17 protein-coding genes are annotated in these 19,028 nt (G+C 66.5%); 4 read left to right on the plus strand and 13 right to left on the minus strand.

The genetic code is table 11. The features are described 5' to 3' along the window. Positions 1-3: 3 nt before the first annotated feature. Positions 4-2,085 carry a glycine--tRNA ligase subunit beta gene (gene glyS / locus D573_RS0111140; RefSeq protein ID WP_018938657.1) on the minus strand — a complete coding sequence of 694 codons (2,082 nt, stop codon included), beginning with the start codon at positions 2,083-2,085 and terminating at the stop codon, positions 4-6. Positions 2,086-2,154: 69 nt separating this feature from the next. After that, positions 2,155-3,099, minus strand: coding sequence for a glycine--tRNA ligase subunit alpha (gene glyQ / locus D573_RS0111145; RefSeq protein WP_018938656.1), 945 nt, complete (start codon positions 3,097-3,099; stop codon positions 2,155-2,157). Between the two features lie 86 nt (positions 3,100-3,185). On the opposite strand from glyQ, the gene D573_RS0111150 reads away from it, so the two are divergent. Together D573_RS0111150 and glnA are read left to right on the plus strand one after the other, a co-directional pair. Next, positions 3,186-4,439 (plus strand): cation diffusion facilitator family transporter, encoded by a 1,254-nt coding sequence (locus D573_RS0111150; protein WP_026287974.1) that lies wholly within the window; start codon positions 3,186-3,188, stop codon positions 4,437-4,439. A gap of 219 nt (positions 4,440-4,658) precedes the next feature. Then, on the plus strand, positions 4,659-6,068 hold the full coding sequence (glnA, locus tag D573_RS0111155) for a glutamate--ammonia ligase (protein WP_018175903.1): 1,410 nt from the start codon (positions 4,659-4,661) through the stop codon (positions 6,066-6,068). 227 nt (positions 6,069-6,295) lie between these two features. Here glnA and asnB read toward each other — a convergent pair whose 3' ends face one another. From asnB to D573_RS0111195, 8 genes are all read right to left on the minus strand, one after another. Further along, positions 6,296-8,314 (minus strand): asparagine synthase (glutamine-hydrolyzing), encoded by a 2,019-nt coding sequence (asnB, locus tag D573_RS0111160; RefSeq protein WP_018938654.1) that lies wholly within the window; start codon positions 8,312-8,314, stop codon positions 6,296-6,298. A gap of 95 nt (positions 8,315-8,409) precedes the next feature. After that, positions 8,410-9,492 (minus strand): aspartate carbamoyltransferase, encoded by a 1,083-nt coding sequence (locus tag D573_RS0111165; RefSeq protein ID WP_018144908.1) that lies wholly within the window; start codon positions 9,490-9,492, stop codon positions 8,410-8,412. Further along, positions 9,480-9,602, minus strand: a complete 123-nt coding sequence (locus D573_RS14905; protein ID WP_018168760.1) for a hypothetical protein — start codon at positions 9,600-9,602, stop codon at positions 9,480-9,482. Before D573_RS14905 ends, D573_RS0111165 begins: the two co-directional genes overlap by 13 nt. Then, the gene (locus tag D573_RS0111175) at positions 9,599-11,056 is read right to left on the minus strand and encodes a sodium:solute symporter family protein (RefSeq protein ID WP_018144910.1); all 1,458 of its coding nucleotides are present in this window, start codon (positions 11,054-11,056) and stop codon (positions 9,599-9,601) included. Before D573_RS0111175 ends, D573_RS14905 begins: the two co-directional genes overlap by 4 nt. Beyond that, positions 11,053-11,796 (minus strand): cysteine hydrolase family protein, encoded by a 744-nt coding sequence (locus D573_RS0111180; RefSeq protein ID WP_018938653.1) that lies wholly within the window; start codon positions 11,794-11,796, stop codon positions 11,053-11,055. The genes D573_RS0111175 and D573_RS0111180 overlap by 4 nt, the downstream gene beginning before the upstream one ends. Positions 11,797-11,821: 25 nt before the next feature. Then, positions 11,822-13,063, minus strand: coding sequence for a Zn-dependent hydrolase (locus D573_RS0111185; protein WP_018144912.1), 1,242 nt, complete (start codon positions 13,061-13,063; stop codon positions 11,822-11,824). Between the two features lie 81 nt (positions 13,064-13,144). Then, the gene (locus D573_RS0111190; RefSeq protein WP_018938652.1) at positions 13,145-13,552 is read right to left on the minus strand and encodes a hypothetical protein; all 408 of its coding nucleotides are present in this window, start codon (positions 13,550-13,552) and stop codon (positions 13,145-13,147) included. 22 nt (positions 13,553-13,574) lie between these two features. Beyond that, entirely contained in the window at positions 13,575-14,111 is a 537-nt protein-coding gene (locus D573_RS0111195; RefSeq protein WP_018168765.1) for a MarR family winged helix-turn-helix transcriptional regulator, read from the minus strand. 381 nt (positions 14,112-14,492) lie between these two features. Here D573_RS0111195 and D573_RS0111200 point away from each other — a divergent pair, with 381 nt between their 5' ends. Continuing rightward, the gene (locus D573_RS0111200) at positions 14,493-15,548 is read left to right on the plus strand and encodes a porin (protein ID WP_018939204.1); all 1,056 of its coding nucleotides are present in this window, start codon (positions 14,493-14,495) and stop codon (positions 15,546-15,548) included. A gap of 96 nt (positions 15,549-15,644) precedes the next feature. On the opposite strand, the gene D573_RS0111205 is transcribed toward D573_RS0111200, so the two are convergent. Both D573_RS0111205 and D573_RS0111210 read right to left on the minus strand, forming a co-directional pair. Further along, entirely contained in the window at positions 15,645-17,054 is a 1,410-nt protein-coding gene (locus D573_RS0111205; RefSeq protein WP_018938650.1) for an AmpG family muropeptide MFS transporter, read from the minus strand. A 36-nt stretch (positions 17,055-17,090) separates the two neighbouring features. After that, positions 17,091-17,864 (minus strand): exodeoxyribonuclease III, encoded by a 774-nt coding sequence (locus D573_RS0111210; RefSeq protein WP_255346780.1) that lies wholly within the window; start codon positions 17,862-17,864, stop codon positions 17,091-17,093. Positions 17,865-17,967: 103 nt separating this feature from the next. Here D573_RS0111210 and pyrE point away from each other — a divergent pair, with 103 nt between their 5' ends. After that, complete coding sequence (gene pyrE / locus D573_RS0111215) at positions 17,968-18,603, plus strand: orotate phosphoribosyltransferase (RefSeq protein WP_018938649.1); 636 nt, start codon at positions 17,968-17,970, stop codon at positions 18,601-18,603. A gap of 57 nt (positions 18,604-18,660) precedes the next feature. Here the strand turns inward: pyrE and D573_RS0111220 are convergent, their stop codons facing one another. Further along, positions 18,661-19,017, minus strand: coding sequence for a cupin domain-containing protein (locus D573_RS0111220; protein WP_018168770.1), 357 nt, complete (start codon positions 19,015-19,017; stop codon positions 18,661-18,663). Positions 19,018-19,028 lie beyond the last annotated feature (11 nt).

A 19,028-nucleotide genomic window follows, 5' to 3' on the forward strand; every position in this document is an offset into this window, starting at 1 on the left:
GCCCTACCCCGTCGCCAGGCGGCCGATATCGGCCACGGTCTCGAACGCGCGACGCAGTTCACGCAGCAGGGCCAGGCGGTTGCGCCGCTCGGCGGCGTCCTCGGCCATCACCATCACCTGGTCGAAAAAGGTGTCCACCCGATCGCGCAGGCCTGCCAGTTCGCCGAGCGCATGCAGGTAGTCACCATCGGCCACCGCCTGCTCGACCCCCGGGCGCACGGCCTGCAGGCCCTGGTACAGCTGACGCTCCTCGTCCAGCGCCAGGGCCTCCGGATCGAGTTCCGCCTCGGCCTCCTCGCCGGCCTTGCGCAGCAGGTTGTGGATCCGCTTGTTCGCGGCAGCCAGGGCCTCGGCCTCCGGGCGCTCGCGGAACAGGCTGACCGCGCGCACGCGGCGCACGAAATCCAGCGGGGCATCCGGCGCGACCGCGGCCACCGCCTCGATAGTCTCGTGCGCCTGCCCCTGTTCCAGCAGGTACCCGCGCAGGCGCTCGAGGATGTACTCGCGTACCGGTTCCACGGCCTGATCGGCCTCCGGCACGCGTTCGCGGATGGGCTCGGCGGCGGCCTGCAGCAAGGGGGTCAAGGCCAGCGGCAGTTCGCGCTCGACCAGGATGCGCACCAGCCCCAGCGCGGCGCGGCGCAGGGCGAACGGGTCCTTGGTGCCACTGGGCTGCTTGCCGATGGCGAAGATGCCGACCAGGGTGTCGAGACGATCGGCCAGCGCCAGCGCCTGGGCGAGCGGGGCGTCCGGCAGCTCGGAACCGGACTGACGCGGCCAGTAGTGCTGCTCGATCGCGGCGGCGACGGTCTCGTCCTCGCGGTCGTGCAGGGCGTAATAGCGCCCCATGGTGCCCTGCAACTCGGTGAACTCGAACACCATCTGGGTGACCAGGTCGCACTTGGCCAGACGTGCGGCGCGCGCAGCGAGGGGTGCGTCGAGGCCCATCAGCCCGGCCAGGCGCTGCATCAGGGCCTCCAGCCGCACGGACTTGTCGCGCAGCGTGCCCAGGCGCTTCTCGAACACGACCGAGTCCAGCGCCTCCAGGCGTTCCTCCAGGCGCTTCTTGCGGTCCTGCTGCCAGAAGAACTCGGCATCGGCAAAGCGCGGGCGCAGCACGCGCTCGTTGCCGTCGCGCACCGCATGCGGATCACGCGATTCGATGTTGCTGATCACGATGAAGTGCGGCTGCATGCGGCCGGCCTCGTCGACCACCGGGAAGTATTTCTGGTTGTCCTGCATGGTGGAGATCAGCGCCTCCTGCGGGACATCCAGGAAACGCGGATCAAAGCCGCCGGTCAGCGCCACCGGCCACTCGACCAGCGCGGTCACCTCGTCCAGCAGGTCCGCATCCACCAGCGCGCGCCCGCCCAGGGCCTTCGCCTGCTCGTGGACCTGCTCGAGGATGCGCTCGCGGCGCGCCTCGAAAGACGGCTCGACAAACCCCGGGCGACGCAGCCGCTCGGCGTAGTCGTTCCCGCGCTTGAGCTCCAGGGCGCCGGGCTGATGGAAGCGGTGGCCGTGGGTCTCCCGACCCGCTGTTTGTTCCAGCACGGTCATCTCCAGCACCTCGGGCCCGTGCAGTACGACCAGCCAGTGTGCGGGCCGCACGAACTCGGTACGGCTGCTGCCCCAGCGCATGCGCTTGGGTGTGGGCAGGGCGTCCAGCGCGGCCTCCAGCATCTCCGGCAGCAGTTCGCCGAGGGCGCGCCCCGGCTGCAGCTGGCGAAACACCAGGTATTCGCCCTTGTCGGTGGTCTCGCGCTCCAGGCGCTCGACCTCGACGCCACAGGATCGGGCAAAGCCCAGCACGGCCTTGGTCGGCTCGCCGGCATCGTCGAAGGCCGCGGCCACCGCCGGGCCGCGGCGCTCCTGCAGCTGGTCCGGCTGGCGCGCGGGCACGCTCGGGAACAACACGGCCAGGCGCCGCGGGGTGGCGAAGGCCTCGGGCTCGCCCGGCTCCAGCCCGGCCTCGCGCAGGCGGGTGGTCAGGCCCTCGGCCAGGGCGTCGCGCAGGCGCGCGAGGGCGGTCGGGGGCAGCTCCTCGGTGCCAAGTTCGATCAGGAGTTCGCGGGCTTCGGCCATGTCGGGTCCAGGTTGGGTCCAGTACGCGCCGCGCGACCCAGGGGGCCGGCCGGCGCGGGATTGCGGGATTCAGGCGGCGTCGGGCTTGTTCGCGTCGTCTTCGGCACACAGCGGGAAGCCCAGGGCCTCGCGCGATTCGTAGTACTTCCGGGCGACGTTCCGCGACAGCTCGCGCACGCGCAAGATATAGCGCTGGCGCTCGGTGACCGAGATCGCGCCGCGCGCATCCAGCAGATTGAAGCTGTGCGAGGCGCGCAGCATCTGCTCGTAGGCCGGCAGGGGCAGGCCCAGCTCGATCATGCGATCGCTCTCGGTCGCGTGCTGGTCGAAGGCGGCGAACAGGGCGTCGCGGTCGGCATGCTCGAAGTTGTAGGTGGACTGCTCCACCTCGTTCTGGTGGTAGACGTCGCCGTAGGTGATCGCGCGGCCGTCCGGGCCGTTGGTCCAGACCAGGTCGTAGACGCTCTCCACACCCTGCAGGTACATCGCCAGGCGCTCGAGGCCGTAGGTGATCTCGCCGGAGACCGGGTGGCAGTCGAGCCCGCCCACCTGCTGGAAGTAGGTGAACTGGGTCACCTCCATGCCGTTGAGCCAGACCTCCCAGCCCAGCCCCCAGGCGCCCAGCGTCGGAGACTCCCAGTTGTCCTCGACGAAGCGCACATCGTGGGTCAGGGTGTCGAACCCGAGCGCCTCCAGCGAGCCCAGGTAGAGCGCCTGGATGTCCGGCGGCGAGGGTTTCAGCAGGACCTGGAACTGGTAGTAGTGCTGCAGACGGTTGGGGTTGTCGCCGTAGCGCCCGTCGGTCGGGCGGCGGCTCGGCTGCACGTAGGCCGCGCGCCACGGCTCCGGCCCGATGGAGCGCAGGAAGGTCGCCGGATGGAAGGTCCCCGCGCCCATCTCCATGTCGTAGGGCTGCAGGACCACGCAGCCATGATCGTTCCAGTAGTCCTGCAGGCGGCGGATCAGGTCCTGGAAGGTCGGGCTGCGGCTGGGCGGGGTGCGTTCTTGCGACATGCGGGATCCCGGGTCAGGGCAAAGCCGACAGTATATCGGCCCGGCTTCGGCCACGGCCACCGCTCGCGTTGGCGCGGGCGTTTTGCATGCAGCCAAAGCGCGCCCATACTGGGGCCCTGATTCTGTTCGGGAGAGTGGCCCTGAGCGACCCCCTCGCCAATTCCGGACCTTCGGTCACGCCGGAGAGCGGCCAGCGCTATCGTGATACCCGCCGGGTCACGTTGGTCGGCGCGGCCGTGAACAGCTTCCTCGCCGTGGCGCAGCTCGTCAGTGGCTGGCTGCTGAACTCGCAGGCCCTGGTGGCGGACGGCGTGCATACCCTGTCGGACCTGATCACCGACGGGGTGGTGCTGTTCGCGGCAAGCAAGGCGGCCGCCTCCCCCGATCAGGAACACCCCTACGGTCACGCGCGGATCGAGACCCTGGCCACGGTGATCGTCGGGGTCTTTCTGGCGCTCGCAGGTCTGGCGATTGCCTGGGCTGCCGGCAACCGCCTGGTCGAGCCCGAGGCCATGACCGGCCCCGCAAACATGGCGATCGCCTTTGCCCTGCTGACCCTGGTGGCCAAGGAAGGCCTGTATCAGTACACCCACCGGGTGGCAAAGCGCCTGAAGTCGCGGATGCTGGATGCCAACGCCTGGCATCACCGCACGGATGCGATCTCGTCGCTGTTCGTGCTGGCCGGGGTGGCCGCTGCGGTGGCCGGGTTCCCGTGGGCGGATGCCCTGGCGGCGCTGATCGTGGCGCTGTTCATCCTGCATATCGCCGGGCGCCTGATCGTGCGCAGCGCGGCGGAGCTGATCGATACGGCCCTGGAGCCGGAGAAGGTCGAACGCATCCACCGCACGATCATGGATGTGCCCGGGGTCAAGGATGCGCACATGCTACGCACGCGCCGCCACGGCAGCGAAGTCGTCGTGGACGTGCATATCCAGGTCGCGCCGATGATCTCGGTCTCCGAGGGCCATCGGATTGCCGATGCGGTGTTCCACGCGGTGACCGATGCACATGACCGGGTGAACGACATCACCGTGCACGTGGACCCGGAAAACGACGCGGAACAGGCCCGGAGTTCCATGCTGCCGCTGCGCCCGACGCTGGTGGAGGCGCTGCGCGAGGCCTGGGCGGACGCCCCGGAGCTGGATGCGGTGGAGCACCTGTCGCTGCATTATCTCGGCGGTCGGGTACACGTGACGCTGACCCTGCGCCTTGACGGGGCAGCCGCGCCGGCAGACCTCGAGGCCCGCACCCAGGCCCTGGCCGACCGACTGCACCGCCATCCCGGGGTAGGCGACATGCTGGGCGAGGTCACGCTACTCTATCGGCCCTGCACTCATTAGGTGCGGACCACCACGATGCGCACGAAAGTTGTGCAGATAAAGCACCAGATTGGTGCATACAGGATGCGGCGGGGCGCCCCGGCTGCCCGTTTTTCGCGCGCCCGGGCCAAACAGGACCGGATGGCATGATGCCTGCATAATGAACCGCGACGCCGCGCAAGCGCCCGACGGGCCGGCCGGCCACCTTTGAAGACTCAAGTAAAGACCAAGGAGATCCCCATGTCCGCAGCCGACGTGCTGAACCAGATCAAGGAAAAGGAAGTTCGCTTCATCGACTTCCGTTTTACCGACTCCAAGGGCAAGGAACAGCATGTGACCGTGCCGGCCCACGACATCGACGAAGAAACCTTCGAGGAAGGCAAGATGTTCGACGGCTCGTCGATCGCCGGCTGGAAGGGAATCAACGAGTCCGACATGATCCTGATGCCGGACGCCGAGTCCGCGGTCCTCGATCCGTTCTTCGAAGACATGACCATGAACATCCGCTGCGACGTGGTCGAACCGGCCACCATGCAGGGCTACGACCGCTGCCCGCGCTCCCTGGCGCGCCGCGCCGAGGCCTACCTGCAGAGCACCGGCATCGCCGACACCGCGCTGTTCGGCCCGGAGAACGAGTTCTTCATCTTTGACGACGTGAAGTGGGGCAGCACCCTGTCCGGCTCCTACTGCCGCGTGGATTCCCAGGAGGCCTCCTGGAACTCCGAGCGCGTCTACGAGGACGGCAACATCGGTCACCGCCCGGGCGTGAAGGGCGGCTACTTCCCGGTCCCGCCGGTCGACAGCCTGCACGACATCCGCTCCACCATGTGCGAAGTGATGACCGAGATGGGCCTCGAGACCGAGGTGCACCACCACGAGGTGGCGACCGCCGGCCAGTGCGAGATTGGCGTGGGTCCCGCGACCCTGACGCAGAAGGCCGACGAGGTGCAGATCCTGAAGTACGTGATCCAGAACGTGGCCCACGTCCACGGCAAGACCGCGACCTTCATGCCCAAGCCGATCGTTGGTGACAACGGCTCCGGCATGCACGTGCACCAGTCGCTGTCCAAGGACGGCAAGAACCTGTTCTCCGGTGACCTGTACGGCGGCCTGTCCGAGACCGCGCTGTACTACATCGGCGGGATCATCAAGCACGCCCGCTCGCTGAATGCCTTCACCAACCCGTCCACCAACAGCTACAAGCGTCTGGTGCCGGGCTTCGAGGCACCGGTCATGCTGGCCTACTCCGCCCGCAACCGCTCCGCCTCGCTGCGTATCCCGTTCGTCATGAACCCGAAGGGCCGTCGCGTCGAGCTGCGCTTCCCGGACTCCACCGCCAACCCGTATCTCGCCTTCGCGGCGATGCTGATGGCCGGCCTGGACGGCATCCAGAACAAGATCCACCCGGGCGATGCGATGGACAAGAACCTCTACGACCTGCCGCCGGAAGAAGAGAAGGGCATTCCGCAGGTCTGCCATTCGCTGGACCAGGCGCTGGAAGCCCTGAACCAGGATCGCGAATACCTGACCCAGGGTGGCGTGTTCACCGACGACATGATCGATGCCTACATCGACCTGAAGATGGAAGACGTCACGCAGATGCGCATGACCACCCATCCGATCGAGTTCGACATGTACTACAGCCTGTAAGGCAGCCGCTTCCGGCCCTTCAGGGCCGCGAAGCCATCAGCCGCCCCCGGCCCCTGGCCGCGGGCGGCTTTTTTGTGCCGGTCGCGCGCGATCCGTGCGCAACCAGCAACGGATGAGGGCGCTCACCCCCGTCGAGCCCCCGACCGGCCCTGTTGGCCAGAACGAAAAAGGCCCCGCGGACCAAGATCCGCGGGGCCTTCTGGGTCACTCGGGGCTTGTACCCGTGATCAGGCGTGCCAGCCGAACTCCTCGGCCTTTTGCCGCGCCAGCGCCGGGATGTCGGTGGCGACGAACTTGTCGTGCAGCACCTGGACCCCGATCATGTGGTTGATCACCGCGTCCAGCTGAACCTGGGTGGCGGCCGGCGTGTCCTCGGACTCGTGCAGCTCGAACACCTGACGCACGCCCTCCGGGTCGAGCAACCCGGCCTCGGCGACCTTCTCCGGGGACAGATAGCGATCGGCCAGGGCCTTCATCGCCGCCCACTTGACCGGGTCGGTGTGCGCGGGCGGCGCCATGAAGGCGAACTTCTCGCGCTCGTAGAGCACCTTCGGAAGCAGTCCCTTCATCGATTCGCGCAGCACGTACTTCTCGGTCTTGCCCTTGATGCGCATGGTCGGCGGCAGGTGGGCGGCGAACTCGGCCAGGTGGTGATCGAGGAACGGCGGACGCGCCTCCATCGAATTGGCCATGTCCATGCGGTCGCCGCCCCAGGTCAGGATCTGGCCCTCCAGCATGGTCTTGATCCAGACGTACTGAGCCTTGTCCAGCGGATGCCGGCCTTCCAGCATGTCGTCATCCAGGGCGTTGGCGATCGCCTTGCCCGGCTTGTAGTCCTGCATGCGCTCGCGGCGCTTCGGGTGCAGCAGGCCCGGCACGTGGTCGGCCGCGGCCAGCCACGGCTGCAGGCAGGACGGGGTGAAGCCCATCATCTGCGTGAAGTCGGGGTCGTTGACCTCGTCCTCGGCCAGCATCGCACCGGAGACCAGCTCGTTGGACTCGTTCAGCATCTGCTGCCAGGCCTGGCGGTCGGCCTCCGGCAGGGTATCCAGGCCGTGCAGGAACATGTCGCGGCGGAAGGCCGGATAGCCACCGAACAGCTCGTCCGAACCCTCGCCGGTGACGACGACCTTGTAGCCGGCCTTGTTCACGTGGCGGCTCATCAGCAACTTGGCGACACCCAGGGTGTTGTAGATGGTGCGCTCGGCGTGCCAGAGGGCCTCTTCGAAGTTGTCGTAAAGGTGGTTGGCGTCCAGGGTCATGATGTCCTGGTCGGCACCCACGCTCTCGGCCATCTCGCGGGCGATCGCGGTCTCGTCATAGTCGTCGTTGTCGAAGCCGATGGTGAAGGCCTTGACCGGCGCCTGCTGGCTGGCCGAGGCGAGCCCCAGGGTGATGCAGGAGTCGATCCCGCCGGAGAGGTAGCAGGCGACCGGCACGTCGGCCTCCAGGCGCAACTGCACCGCCTCCATGAGCTGGTCGCGCACGCCCTCGATCCAGTACGCCTCGTCGGTCTCGCTCTCGGGCGGGCGCTCGGAGGCCAGCGGGAAGTCCATGTCCCAGTACTTCTCCTGGCGGATCTTCAGCTTCCCGTGGGCGCGCTCGACGATCACCATGTGGCCGGGCTTCACCTGCTGGATGCCCTCGAAGGCGGTGGTGCCGGGCACCATGGTCTGCATCAGCTGGTGGTAGAGGCCGTCATCGGAAAACTGGCGCGGCACATCGGGGTTGGCGAACAGCACCTTCAGCTCGGAGCCGAACACGAAGCTGCCGTTGGCCTCGGTGAAGTACAGCGGCTTGATGCCGAAGCGGTCGCGGATCAGTATCAGCCGGTCGTGCTTGCGGTCGTACAGCGAGATCGCGAACTCGCCACGGAAATGCTTGACCGCGTCCTCCAGCCCTTCGCGCTGGTACAGGTGCATGACCATCTCGGAGTCGCTCTTGGTGCGGAACTTCACCCCGCGCGAGGTGAGATCGGTGCGGATGCGCTTGTAGTCGTACAGCTCGCCGTTGACCGCGGTCATGATCTCGCCGTCGTCCATGCAGAACGGCTGACGGCCGCGGTTCTCGTCCAGGTCGATAATCGACAGACGCGCATGGGAAAAGCCCACACCGCGGTCATCCTGGGTACGGTAACCGAAGCCGTCGGGGCCGCGGTGATACTGGATCGCGGCCATGTTGACCAGCGTTTGCGGGTCGACCTTGCGGGTCGGGTCGGCGTGAAAGACTCCTGCGATGCCACACATGGCATGTCTCCTTGGTTATCCGTTCGGGGCGAGCGGGGCGCGGGCCGGGAAGGCCCGGCGCGCCACGCCGCTCGCGGTTCAACTAAAAGGCGGCGTCAGCCGTCCGGGGTATCCATCACCGCGCTGATCCGGCGTACCACCGTGGTCAGCAGCGCCATGCGCACGAATACGGCCCCGCGGGCCTGGGCGAAATACCAGTTGTGCGGGGTGGCATCGAGGTCGGTGGACAGCTCTTCACCTCGCGCCAGCGGATGCAGGACCACTGCGCCCTCCTTCAGCGGGGAGTGGCGATCCAGCTTCAGCCCCTCGCCCATCGCCTCGAAGGTGTCACCCACCCAGGCGATCGCGTTGATGTACACGACATCCAGATCCGGCAGCGCCGGGTCCAGGTCGTGCACCACGCGTAGCGAGATCCCGGCCTCTTCCAGTTCCTCGCGCTGACCCGGATCGAAATTCTCGTCCTCGCGCGAGACGAGCACGATCTCGTCGATCGCCTGCGGGAACAGGCTCAACAGGCGCAGCAGGGAGCGCACCGTGCGCATGCGCGAGGGCACCCCGATGATGCCGACCTTGATGCGCTGCTCCGGGGCCACCTCGCCGGTGAACAGCTCCGGGCGCCACTTGGCCAGGGCGTAGACGTCCGCCAGCGCCTGGGTCGGGTGTTCGTCGATCCCGTTGCCGGCGTTCACCAGCGGGATGCGCAGGTTCTCCAGCATGTTGTGCGCGGCCTCGCCGTCGGAGGAGCGCAGGACCAGCACATCGCCGTAGTTGTTGAACATCTCGGCGATGTCCGCCAGCGATTCGCCCTTGGCAATACCGGTGCTCTTGGGATCGGTAATCGACATGACCGAGCCGCCCAGGCGGTGCCAGGCACTCTCGAACGACAGCCGCGTGCGCGTGGACGGCTCGTAGAACGCGCTGATCAGGATCTTGCCCGCCAGCGGCAGGTGCATCAGCGCCGGCGTGGTCTCGTACTGCGCCGCCAGGCGGAACAGCTGCAGCAGCTCGTCGCGCGAGAACTGCTGGCTGGAGACCACATGCGAGGCCGCCAGCTTGAGAAGCGGGTCCGGGTCTTCCTCCACCGCCGCCAGCAACGCCTTCGGCCGGTCGGTACCGGCGGCGCCGTCTTTCGGGTGGAGCACGTGCAGGGGATCTTCGGTGTAGTTCACCAGAGGCATCCTTTTTTCCAGTCGCGGATAAACAGGGCAATCAGCAGGATCGGGGTCAGGCTCGCCACCAGTGTGGCGATGATCACGATCACGGACAGGGCTGTAATGGAGATCGTCATGCGACCACCTCGCCGTCCGGACGGGCCAGGCGGCCCCAGTCGAATGGCCGCGGCATCAACCAGGTGCTCAGCACCATCACGGCCAGCGAGACAGCGGCCCCGACCAGCGCGGCCACATAAAATCCAATCAGGAAGTAGCTGGCCAGGCCAATGCCCGACCCCAGTATCATCGACCAGGCCGCGCCCTGCGGGTTCGCCCGCTGCCAGTACAGCCCGGCAACGATCGGCCAGATCGCGGAGGCCACGAAGGCGCCGGTGAAGTACAGAAGCTCGGCCAGCGAGCCGACGATCGGCAGCTCGCCGCGGTAACTGGCCGCCAGCCAGGTCACAAGGCCCAGAAGCACCACGATCACCTTGGTCGCGTGGAACTGGTGCTGTTCGCTGGCCTGCGGGCGGATGTGGCCGCGGTAGATGTCGCGGGTCACCAGGTCCGAGGTGGCCGCCAGCAGCGAGTCGAGACTGGAGGCGAGCGCGGCGAACACCACGATGAACACCACGATCGCCCCGGTCAGGCCCAGCACCTCGGCGGCCACCAGCGGCCCGACCATGTCCGCGGCGGGCACGTTGAGGCCCAGCGCTGGCGTGGCCAGGGCGATGAAGCCGGCCACGATCGGGATTGGCAGCCACAGCAGGCCGCCAAAGAGGTAGGCCCGGAAACCCACGTTGCGGCCAAAGGCGAAGGCGCGCGACCACCAGACATTGGAGTGGAAGATCTCGCCGACGCCAAACAGCAGATTGTTGAACAGGAACATGATCGCGGCCGGGAACAGCAGGTTCAGCAGCTCCGGGCGCTCTTCCATCAGGTTGAAGTGGATCGCCTCGAAGCCGACCTTGTCGATGGTCAGCCAGGCGATGAACGCCGCACCGGCGATGATGATGACGGTCTGGATGAAGTCGGTCCCGATCACCGCGCGCAGGCCGCCCAGCAGGGTGTAGAGCACGCAGACGGTCAAAATCACGGTCATGCCCACGCGGTAGTCGATGCCGGCCAGGGCGTTGATCAGCACACCGCCGGCCATCGCCATCGAGACCAGCCAGCCGAAGGCGTAGATCAGTGACACCACCAAGAACACCCGCCAGGTGAATTTGCCGTAGCGCAGCCGGATAAAGTCGCCGGAGGTAAAGCCCTCGGGCATCAGTTCGCGGATGCGCCGCGCCAGCGGCGCGAACAGGATCAGGCCCAGCGCACCCAGCGAGTAGCCAAGCATGCCCCAGACGCCCAGTTGCAGCGCCAGCTGCGGGGCCGTCATCGTGGTGTTGGCGGTGACCCAGGTGGCCATCGCGGTGGCGGTGGCCAGCGCCAGGCCAACGTTGCGCCCCGCCAGCATGTGATCCTCGGCGGTCTTGTTGCGACGACCCAACCACCAGCCCAGCACCACCCAGAGGACGCTGAACGCCGCCAGCAGCCCCCAGGCGATGGAGGTCGGGAGGATCGGGTCGTCGAGACCGGTCACGAAGCCTCCTGCACCTTCTTGATCTCGCGGATGGCCTCGTCGGTGGTCATCACGCGGGCGTAGCGGTCCTTGATGGTCGTGAGCGTGGCCTTCTGCATCTCCGGCGTCACCGTGGCCGTGGCGTCGTCCATCAGGGTGACATAAAAGCCCAGGTCACAGGCATCCCGCACGGCGGTGGATACGCACTCGTTGGAATACACGCCCACGATGAACAGCGCGCTGATGTTCAGGTTGCGCAGGATGTAGTGGAGGTTGGTGGAGTTGAAGACCCCGCTGGCGGTCTTGTCCAGCACGATCTCGTCCCCGACCGGGGCCACCTGCTCGACGAACTCGGCATCCTTGGAGCCGGGGGCCGCATGCAGGTTCAGGCGCTTGTGGCCCGGGCTGCGGTCGCGGCCATCATGCGTCAGCGAGCGGATGCGGGTATGGATCACCTCCAGCCCCTCTTCGCGGAAGGCGTCCTGCAGGCGGCGCACATTGGGCAGCACCGTCTGCTCCAGGCGATTGAAGTAATACTCCTGGGCCTCCAGCGGCACGCCAGAGTCGGCGGAGTTCGCGAACACGCCGTGGCCGCGCGCGGCATCCAGATACTGCAAGTCGATGCACAGCAGGGCGACATGGTGCTCCCGCAACTCCTTACGCAGCACCGGCGTGGTGATCAGGCTTTCCTGGTACTGCTCGCGCAGCGGATCCAGGGAGTCGTAGTCGGTCAACTGGGTGACGTTGTCGTGTTCGGCCATTCCGGGCGCTTCCTCTCGTCGCGATTTATTGCCGAGCGGCCAACGCCAGGGCACTTTGCAGGGTCAGATTGGCGCCGGTCTCGATGTCTTCCCAGTTTGTCCATTCCGCGGCGGAATGGCTACGCCCCTGCAGGCTCGGCACGAAGATCATGCCGGTGCGGGTGATGCGGCTCATGCTCTGGGTATCGTGGGCTGCACCGCTGGGCATGGTGATGTACTCCAGCCCCATGCGTTCGGCCTGCGCCTCGATGGTCTGCACGACGCCGGGGTCACAGCGCACCGGATCGATCTCGGAGAGGACGTCGAACTCGAACATCAGGTCGCGTCGGCGCGCCAGGCTGGACAGGGTGCGCCGGGCCGCATGGGCCAGCGCAGTCAGGACCTTCTCGTCGGTGTCGCGCACCTCGAAGGAGAAGGTCGCCATGCCCGGCACGGTATTCGCCGCCCCCGGTGCCAGCTCCACGCGGCCGATGGTGGCGCGCGAGTTCGGACTGCCGTGCTCCTCGATCAGGCGATTGATCTCGCCGCCGAACTCCGCCAGACCCTGGAAGGGATCGATACGCATGTCCATCGGCGTGGTGCCGGCGTGGTTGGGCTGGCCCTTCAGGCGCACCTCCCACTTGAACAAGCCGGTGATCGCCTCGACCACCCCGACACTGAGGCCGCGCCGGTCCAGCACCGGGCCCTGCTCGATGTGGGTCTCGATGAAGGCATGCAGGCTGTGCGGATCGCGCCGCGCGGCCAGCGCGTCGTCGGCGTTCAGCCCCCAGTTGGCCATGGCCTCGACCAGGGTCACGCCTTCGAGATCACGCGCATGGCTGATGCTCTCCGGGGTGAGCTTGCCGGCCATCGCCTGCGAGCCGAACATGCCGCCGAAGCGGCCCTCCTCGTCGGTGAAGTCGATCACCTCGAGCGGGTACGCGAGGTCGACCGCGTTCTCCTTGGCGGTGCGCAGCACCTCCAGCCCGATCAGCACGCCCAGTGCCCCATCCAGCGGCCCCCCACCGGGCACAGTATCCAGATGCGAGCCCATGGCCACTACGGGCCGCTTGCCGTCGTAGTCGAGGCGCCCGTGCAGGTTGGCGGCACCGTCCTGCCAGACATCCAGGCCGGCGGCCTCGAGGCGCCCACGAAACCACTCGCGCCCGGCGCGGTCGCCGTCGCTGAATGCGCGACGATGCAGGCCCCGGTCGGCATCGCGGCCGATCTGCGCGAGATCGTTGATGTCCTGCTGCAGGCGCTGCATGTTGATCTTGAGATCCGTCATGGATACCTCCGAAAGCGGGCCCACCCCGGATCACGCGAGAACGTTAGCTCGACACGGATCGGCAGGGCTGGACCAAGTGAATCAGCTGCGCGGACGCCCGCGCAGGATGGCCCCGATCAGGACCAGAAAGACGACCGCGCCCACGGCAAAAAAACCGAAAGCTCGGGCCAGGCTGTGATGTTCCACCGACACCATGGCTTGATCGGCCCAGGTGTCCGGATCGGCATCCGCGGCGCGCAGGCGAAACCGGTAGTCACCATCGGGCAGGCCGCTGATGACCGTGCTGGTATCGCCGCCCTGATAGAGGATGCGCGCATCCGCGTGGTCGGGACCCGAGGCCTGCTCCAGTACCACGGGCCCATCTGCCGCCCACGCCAGGGTGAAGCCGCCATCCGTTGAGCGCTCGGGTGGCGCATCAAACGTGGGCTGCGCGCCCGCCGCCAGTGGAAGGCAGAGAAGAAACGGCAGCAGCACGCGAAACAATCGCATCAGGGCCTCCGCGTCGGACGTTTCAGGACTTGCCGTCGAACGGCTGCAGGCCGGCCTTGGGCTCGGTGGTGTTCATCGCCTCGACCAGCAGGTCCAGGCCCTGGTCCAGCTCCACGAGACGTCCCTTCGGCAACGACTGCAGAGCGCGGTTCAGTTCGCCCTGCGGGGCGGCCGGCGCCCTCTCCAGCAGTTCCAGCCCCGCATCGGTGACGTAGAGCCGGACGATGCGCTGGTCCTTTTCCGGGCGCCGGCGCTCGATCAGACCCCGGTGTTCCAGCTTGTCCAGAAGATTGGACGTGGTGGAGGCATGCACCGATAGCCGGCGCGACAGGTCGCTGACGTTCAGTCCCGGCGTGCGCTGCAACTCCCACAACGCCCACAGCTGCGAGGCGCTGATGCCGCAGGCGCGCTCCACCGACCGCGAATGCCCCTGCAGGGCGCGGATGATCACACGCAGCTGGCGGATCACCGACCGCGCGACATCCGGCTCGGCCGGCGCACCGGCAGGGGTACCGGATTCATCCTGGGGTGCCTGGTGCACGGCTTGGGTGGAGGTCATGAAAACTTCTCGCAATAAATCATTCGTCTATTTATTTTTGTACAAAAATAGTTTTATTGCAACTCGAGGTCGAACTGGCGAAATCGCGCCACGGGCTCTAAACAAGTGAGTTGGGGTACCTGCCCCGGCGAGAAACCCGCCTCCCCGCCGGGTGCGAGACGCGCGACCGAAGGCCCCCGAACCCTCGGCGCCACAAGGAGGAACACGGGGCGGGTGTGGTGGTCACACCACAATGCGCCGAGCTCGCGTATCTTGTTTACAACGCATTAGAAACTGCTTATAAACGTTGCCGGCTACGATCAAGACGCAAAGACGCACATTCCGTGTCCGCCCAGGATGGCCTCTGGCGACACCCGAACCGCCCGACCAGAGAGGATCGCAATGAAGAAGACGATGAGCTGGACCCTGGCACCCCTTTCCGGTGCCGTTGCCCTGGCCCTGTTCCTGGGCCCGCATGCCGCTTTCGCGCAGCAAGAAGGCGCAGGCGGCGTGGAGTTTGATTTCTACGGCTCTCTACGCCTGCAGTATGAAGCCGCCGACCCGGAAGGCGTCGACAGCTACGACGGCTTCCGTGACGCCTATTCGCGCCTAGGCTTTAACGCCAACTACGAGATCAACTCGGACCTCAACGCCTTTGCGCAGCTGGAGGTGCCGATCGATCTGGCTAACGGCAAGATCCAGGACCCCTTCAACGGCGAAAACGAAGATATCCGAATCGGCAAGGTCGGGCTCAGTGGGGCCTTCGGTACCGTTGCATACGGCCGCGACTGGCTCCCGTACTACAACGCCATCGCCTTCCCGGTGGATATGTTCTACTCCTACCAGAGTGGCTTCGCGACCTACACCACGTTCCGCGAGAGCAACAGCCTGATGTACTACTCGCCGGACTTTAACGGCTTCTCCTTCGCTGCCTCCTACAGTGCGAATGCAGGATATGCAGACGCATCAGGGTCTCAAGACGATCGCTACCAGCTGACCGGTTCGTACAGCTTTGGTGACACCACGCTGTCGATCGGGGTCGACGATGCCAACGGCGTAGCAAACACCAGGATCTGGGGTGTTTCAGCGATGCACAGCATGGGTCCGTGGTCCATGGGCGCGAAGGTGGAGTACATCGAAAGTGACCAGGATGCCGGCGCCTTTGGTGACGACGGCGATATCGCTGCCAACATCTACGCGTCCTACACGATGGGTCAGCATATTTTCCATGGTACCTACGCCAACGTGGATAACTACGGTGAAGACGTCTTCCACCTAGGCTACGCCTTCAACTGGATGGACGGGCTGTCCCTGTTCGCCGAGTACTACTACGAAGAAGAGTCCACCGGCGCCGTGCCTGCCTTGAAGGCCCGCGACACCGGTAGTGATCCAGCCGGCTTTGGCCCCGGTGACGGCAGCAACAACGTCTTCATGGTGGGTATGCACTACAGCTTCTGACAGGACGCGAACCCCGGAAGGGTCATCAAAGCCCGTGCCGTCTGGTGCGGGCTTTTTTGTGGCCGCCGAAAGCCACTTGGATCAGGTGCGGTGCGGCTACTCGCGAGCGGACGCCGGCGAGGTGTCTGGCCGGCCGGGCTGGGGCATTTGGTCGGGGTTGGCCCAGCGCATCAGGGCAAGCGCCAGCAGGATGGTGGGGATCCCGATCAGGGCCGAACTGGCGAAGAACCAGACCCATCCGATGTGCTCCGCCAGCATGCCGGTGAAGCCGGCGAGGAATTGCCCCGGCAGGGTCATGATGGAGCTGAACAGGGCGTACTGGGTGGCGGTGTAGGCGCTGTTGGTCAGACTGGAGAGATAGGCGATGAACACCGAAATCGCCATGCCACCCGATAGATTGTCGGCCATGATCGCGAACACCAGCCCATAGGTCTCGGGCCCGAGCGTCGCCAGCCAGGAGAAGGTGAGGTTGGTCAGCGGCGCCAGGATCGCGGTCGCGATCAGCATGCGCATGATGCCGAAGCGCACCACCAGCAATCCGCCCAGGGCCGCACCGGTCAGGGTCATGGCCAGGCCGAAGGCGGCCGCAATATTGGCGATCTCTTCCTTGGTGAATCCGATGTCCAGATAGAACGGGTTGGCCATCACCCCCATGAAGATGTCGCTGATGCGAAAGACCGCGATAAACGCGATAACAACGAGGGCGATGCGGCCGAAACGCTGCCAGAACTCGACAAAGGGGCAGACCACCGCGCCGATGACCCAGGCCTTGAGGTCCCGCCACCAGCCGGTATCCGAGGTGTTGTTGAGGTAATGGACCACGCGATCCTCGAGCCGGGCCGTGGCGGCATCGCGTTTCGCGACCTCGGGCTCGCGCACGATCAACGTGCAGACGACACCTACCAGCATCAGCGCGGCCATGGCGGCATAGGACAGGCTCCAGCTACCGACGGCGGCGATGTGCAGCGCCCCGGCCCCCGCGGTCAGCAGTGCGACGCGATAACCGAACACGTAGGCCGCCGCCATGGCGCCCTGGCGCTCCTGGCTAACGGCCTCGATGCGATAGGCGTCGATGGCGATGTCCTGGGTGGCGGCGCCAAAGGCGGTGAGCACGGCCAGGACCGCAACCAGCCAGAGCTGTTCGACCGGGTCGGTCAAGGCGATGCCGACCAGCCCGAGGATGATCACGGCCTGGGCGAACAGCATCCACGCACGGCGGCGCCCGAATATCCGGGTCAGGAGCGGCAGGGCCAGGCGGTCGACCACCGGCGCCCAGAACACCTTGATGCTGTAGGCCATGCCGACCCAGGACAGGAAGCCGATGGAGGCCAGCTCCACCCCGAGATCGCGCAGCCAGGCGGTGAAGGTGCCGCCGGTCAGCAGCAACGGCAGCCCCGCGGCGAAGCCGAGGAACAGCATCCCGATGACCCGTGGGTGGCGGTAGACCGCCAGGGCCGCGCGCCAGTCGCGGCTCGGGGGACGCTGCGCTTCAGCGACTCCGGTCATGCGCCGACGTTACCGAATGCGAGGAACATGCCCCGATCAGGGCTGGTAGTCATAGTCGATCCAGAACGGCGCGTGGTCGGAGAAGCGATCGTCGGTATGGATGTACGGGTCATGCGCGGTGGCCGCGATGCCCGGCGTGGCGATCTGATAGTCGATGCGCCAGCCCACGTTCTTGGCCCAGGCCTGGCCGCGGTTGGACCACCAGGTGTACTGCTCCGGGCGTTCGTCCAGTCGGCGGAACACGTCCACCATGCCAATCTCGTCGAACAGGTGGTCCAACCAGGCCCGTTCTTCCGGCAGGAAACCCGAATTCTTGCGGTTCGACTTGTAGTTGGTCAGGTCAATCTCGCGGTGGGCGATGTTCCAGTCGCCGCAGATGACCCATTCGCGCCCGTCCTGCATGCGCTCGGTCAGCCAGGGCCGGAAGAACTCCAGGAAACGCCACTTGGAATCCTGGCGATGGTCGCCGGAGGAACCCGAGGGCAGGTACAGCGAGACCACCGACAGGTTGCCGAAGCGCATCTCGGCATAGCGGCCCTCGTTGTCCGCCTCCTCGAAGCCGATGCGGGTCACGACCTCGTCCGGCTGGCGGCGGCTGTACAGGGCCACACCGCTGTAGCCGGGCTTCACCGCATCGACATAGACACTGTGGTAACCGGGTGGATGGAAGGGCTCGCCCTGGATCTGATGAATCTGGGCCTTGGTCTCCTGGATGCAGACCACGTCGGCCTCGGTCCCCGGGAGCCAGTCGAAAAAACCCTTGCGGGCGGCGGCACGGATGCCGTTGGCGTTCATCGAGAGTATGCGCATGGCGAGGAACGATACCGGCGCGCGCACGCGCAGGAAAGGGCCTGGCTGCGGAATCCGCGTGTCCCTGTGTCAGAATACGGCGTTTTACGACCGGAGCACCCCGATGACCGCCCACGCCTTCCTGGAATACGCCCTGCAACGCGACGTCCTGCGCTTTGGCGAGTTCACGCTGAAGTCCGGGCGAACCAGTCCGTACTTCTTCAACGCGGGCCTGTTCAACCGCGGCTCCGACCTGGCCCGCCTGGGCGAGTTCTACGCCCGTGCGATCAAAGACTCCGGCATCGAATTCGACCTGGTGTTCGGCCCGGCCTACAAGGGCATCCCGCTGGCGGCGGCGGTCACCGAAGCGCTGTTCCGCGACCACGGCATGGACCGCCCCTGGGCCTTCAACCGCAAGGAGGCGAAGGACCACGGCGAGGGCGGGAACATCGTCGGTGCGCCGCTGCAGGGCCGGGTGCTGATCGTGGACGACGTGATCACCGCCGGCACCGCCATCCGCGAATCGGTGGACCTGATCCGCGCAGCCGGGGCGACGCCAGTGGGCGTGGCGATCGCCCTGGACCGCGAGGAGCGCGGCCGCGGCGAGCGCTCGGCGATCCAGGAGGTCGAAGCCGACCTGGGCCTGCAGGTCATCCGCGTCGCGCGGCTGACCGATCTCGTGACCATGCTGGAGGATACGGGCCGCGCGCCCGAACACCTGGAGGCCCTGCGCGCGTACCGCGCCGAGTACGGCGTTTAGGAGACGCGGACCGGGGCAGGGGTTTACGCAGGGTGGCGACATGTGCGCCGATCGGCGCTACAGCAGTTCGGTATCGTCGTGCGAGTAGGCCGGGGAGCAGCTGCAGAGGATGTGCAGCGGCTCGGTGCCAGTATTGAGGATGTTGTGCGGCGTGCCGGGATGGATACAGACGGTGTCACCCACAGCCACCGGGAAGGTCTCCTCACCCAGACGCATCTCGCCCTGCCCGCGGGTCACGTGATAGATCTCCTCGGTGCGGGCATGGCGATGCAGGCGCGTGACGGCACCCGGCTCGACCACCGCCTCGGCCAGGCTCTGGGCCGCATTGCCGTGCACGTCAGGGTGCATCAGCTCGCGGATCTCGGAGCCGTCCTTCGTGTCGTAGGCCGGTGTGTCGCTGTAGCGTGTATGCATGGCGCGCTCCC

The sequence above is a fragment of the Thioalkalivibrio sp. AKL9 genome (genome assembly GCF_000377825.1).
GTDB classification, from domain to species: Bacteria; Pseudomonadota; Gammaproteobacteria; order Ectothiorhodospirales; family Ectothiorhodospiraceae; genus Thioalkalivibrio; species Thioalkalivibrio versutus.

Bases quoted from the DNA above. Each gene is read 5' to 3' on its own strand.
- glyS (WP_018938657.1), bottom strand. From the start codon at position 2,085: ATGGCCGAAGCCCGCGAACTCCTGATCGAACTTGGCACCGAGGAGCTG.
- D573_RS0111165 (WP_018144908.1), bottom strand. From the start codon at position 9,492: ATGCCTCTGGTGAACTACACCGAAGATCCCCTGCACGTGCTCCACCCG.
- asnB (WP_018938654.1), bottom strand. From the start codon at position 8,314: ATGTGTGGCATCGCAGGAGTCTTTCACGCCGACCCGACCCGCAAGGTC.
- D573_RS0111150 (WP_026287974.1), top strand. From the start codon at position 3,186: ATGCAGCCAAAGCGCGCCCATACTGGGGCCCTGATTCTGTTCGGGAGA.
- glnA (WP_018175903.1), top strand. From the start codon at position 4,659: ATGTCCGCAGCCGACGTGCTGAACCAGATCAAGGAAAAGGAAGTTCGC.
- glyQ (WP_018938656.1), bottom strand. From the start codon at position 3,099: ATGTCGCAAGAACGCACCCCGCCCAGCCGCAGCCCGACCTTCCAGGAC.
- pyrE (WP_018938649.1), top strand. From the start codon at position 17,968: ATGACCGCCCACGCCTTCCTGGAATACGCCCTGCAACGCGACGTCCTG.
- D573_RS0111195 (WP_018168765.1), bottom strand. From the start codon at position 14,111: ATGACCTCCACCCAAGCCGTGCACCAGGCACCCCAGGATGAATCCGGT.
- D573_RS0111220 (WP_018168770.1), bottom strand. From the start codon at position 19,017: ATGCATACACGCTACAGCGACACACCGGCCTACGACACGAAGGACGGC.
- D573_RS0111180 (WP_018938653.1), bottom strand. From the start codon at position 11,796: ATGGCCGAACACGACAACGTCACCCAGTTGACCGACTACGACTCCCTG.
- D573_RS14905 (WP_018168760.1), bottom strand. From the start codon at position 9,602: ATGACGATCTCCATTACAGCCCTGTCCGTGATCGTGATCATCGCCACA.
- D573_RS0111200 (WP_018939204.1), top strand. From the start codon at position 14,493: ATGAAGAAGACGATGAGCTGGACCCTGGCACCCCTTTCCGGTGCCGTT.
- D573_RS0111205 (WP_018938650.1), bottom strand. From the start codon at position 17,054: ATGACCGGAGTCGCTGAAGCGCAGCGTCCCCCGAGCCGCGACTGGCGC.
- D573_RS0111190 (WP_018938652.1), bottom strand. From the start codon at position 13,552: ATGCGATTGTTTCGCGTGCTGCTGCCGTTTCTTCTCTGCCTTCCACTG.
- D573_RS0111185 (WP_018144912.1), bottom strand. From the start codon at position 13,063: ATGACGGATCTCAAGATCAACATGCAGCGCCTGCAGCAGGACATCAAC.
- D573_RS0111210 (WP_255346780.1), bottom strand. From the start codon at position 17,864: ATGCGCATACTCTCGATGAACGCCAACGGCATCCGTGCCGCCGCCCGC.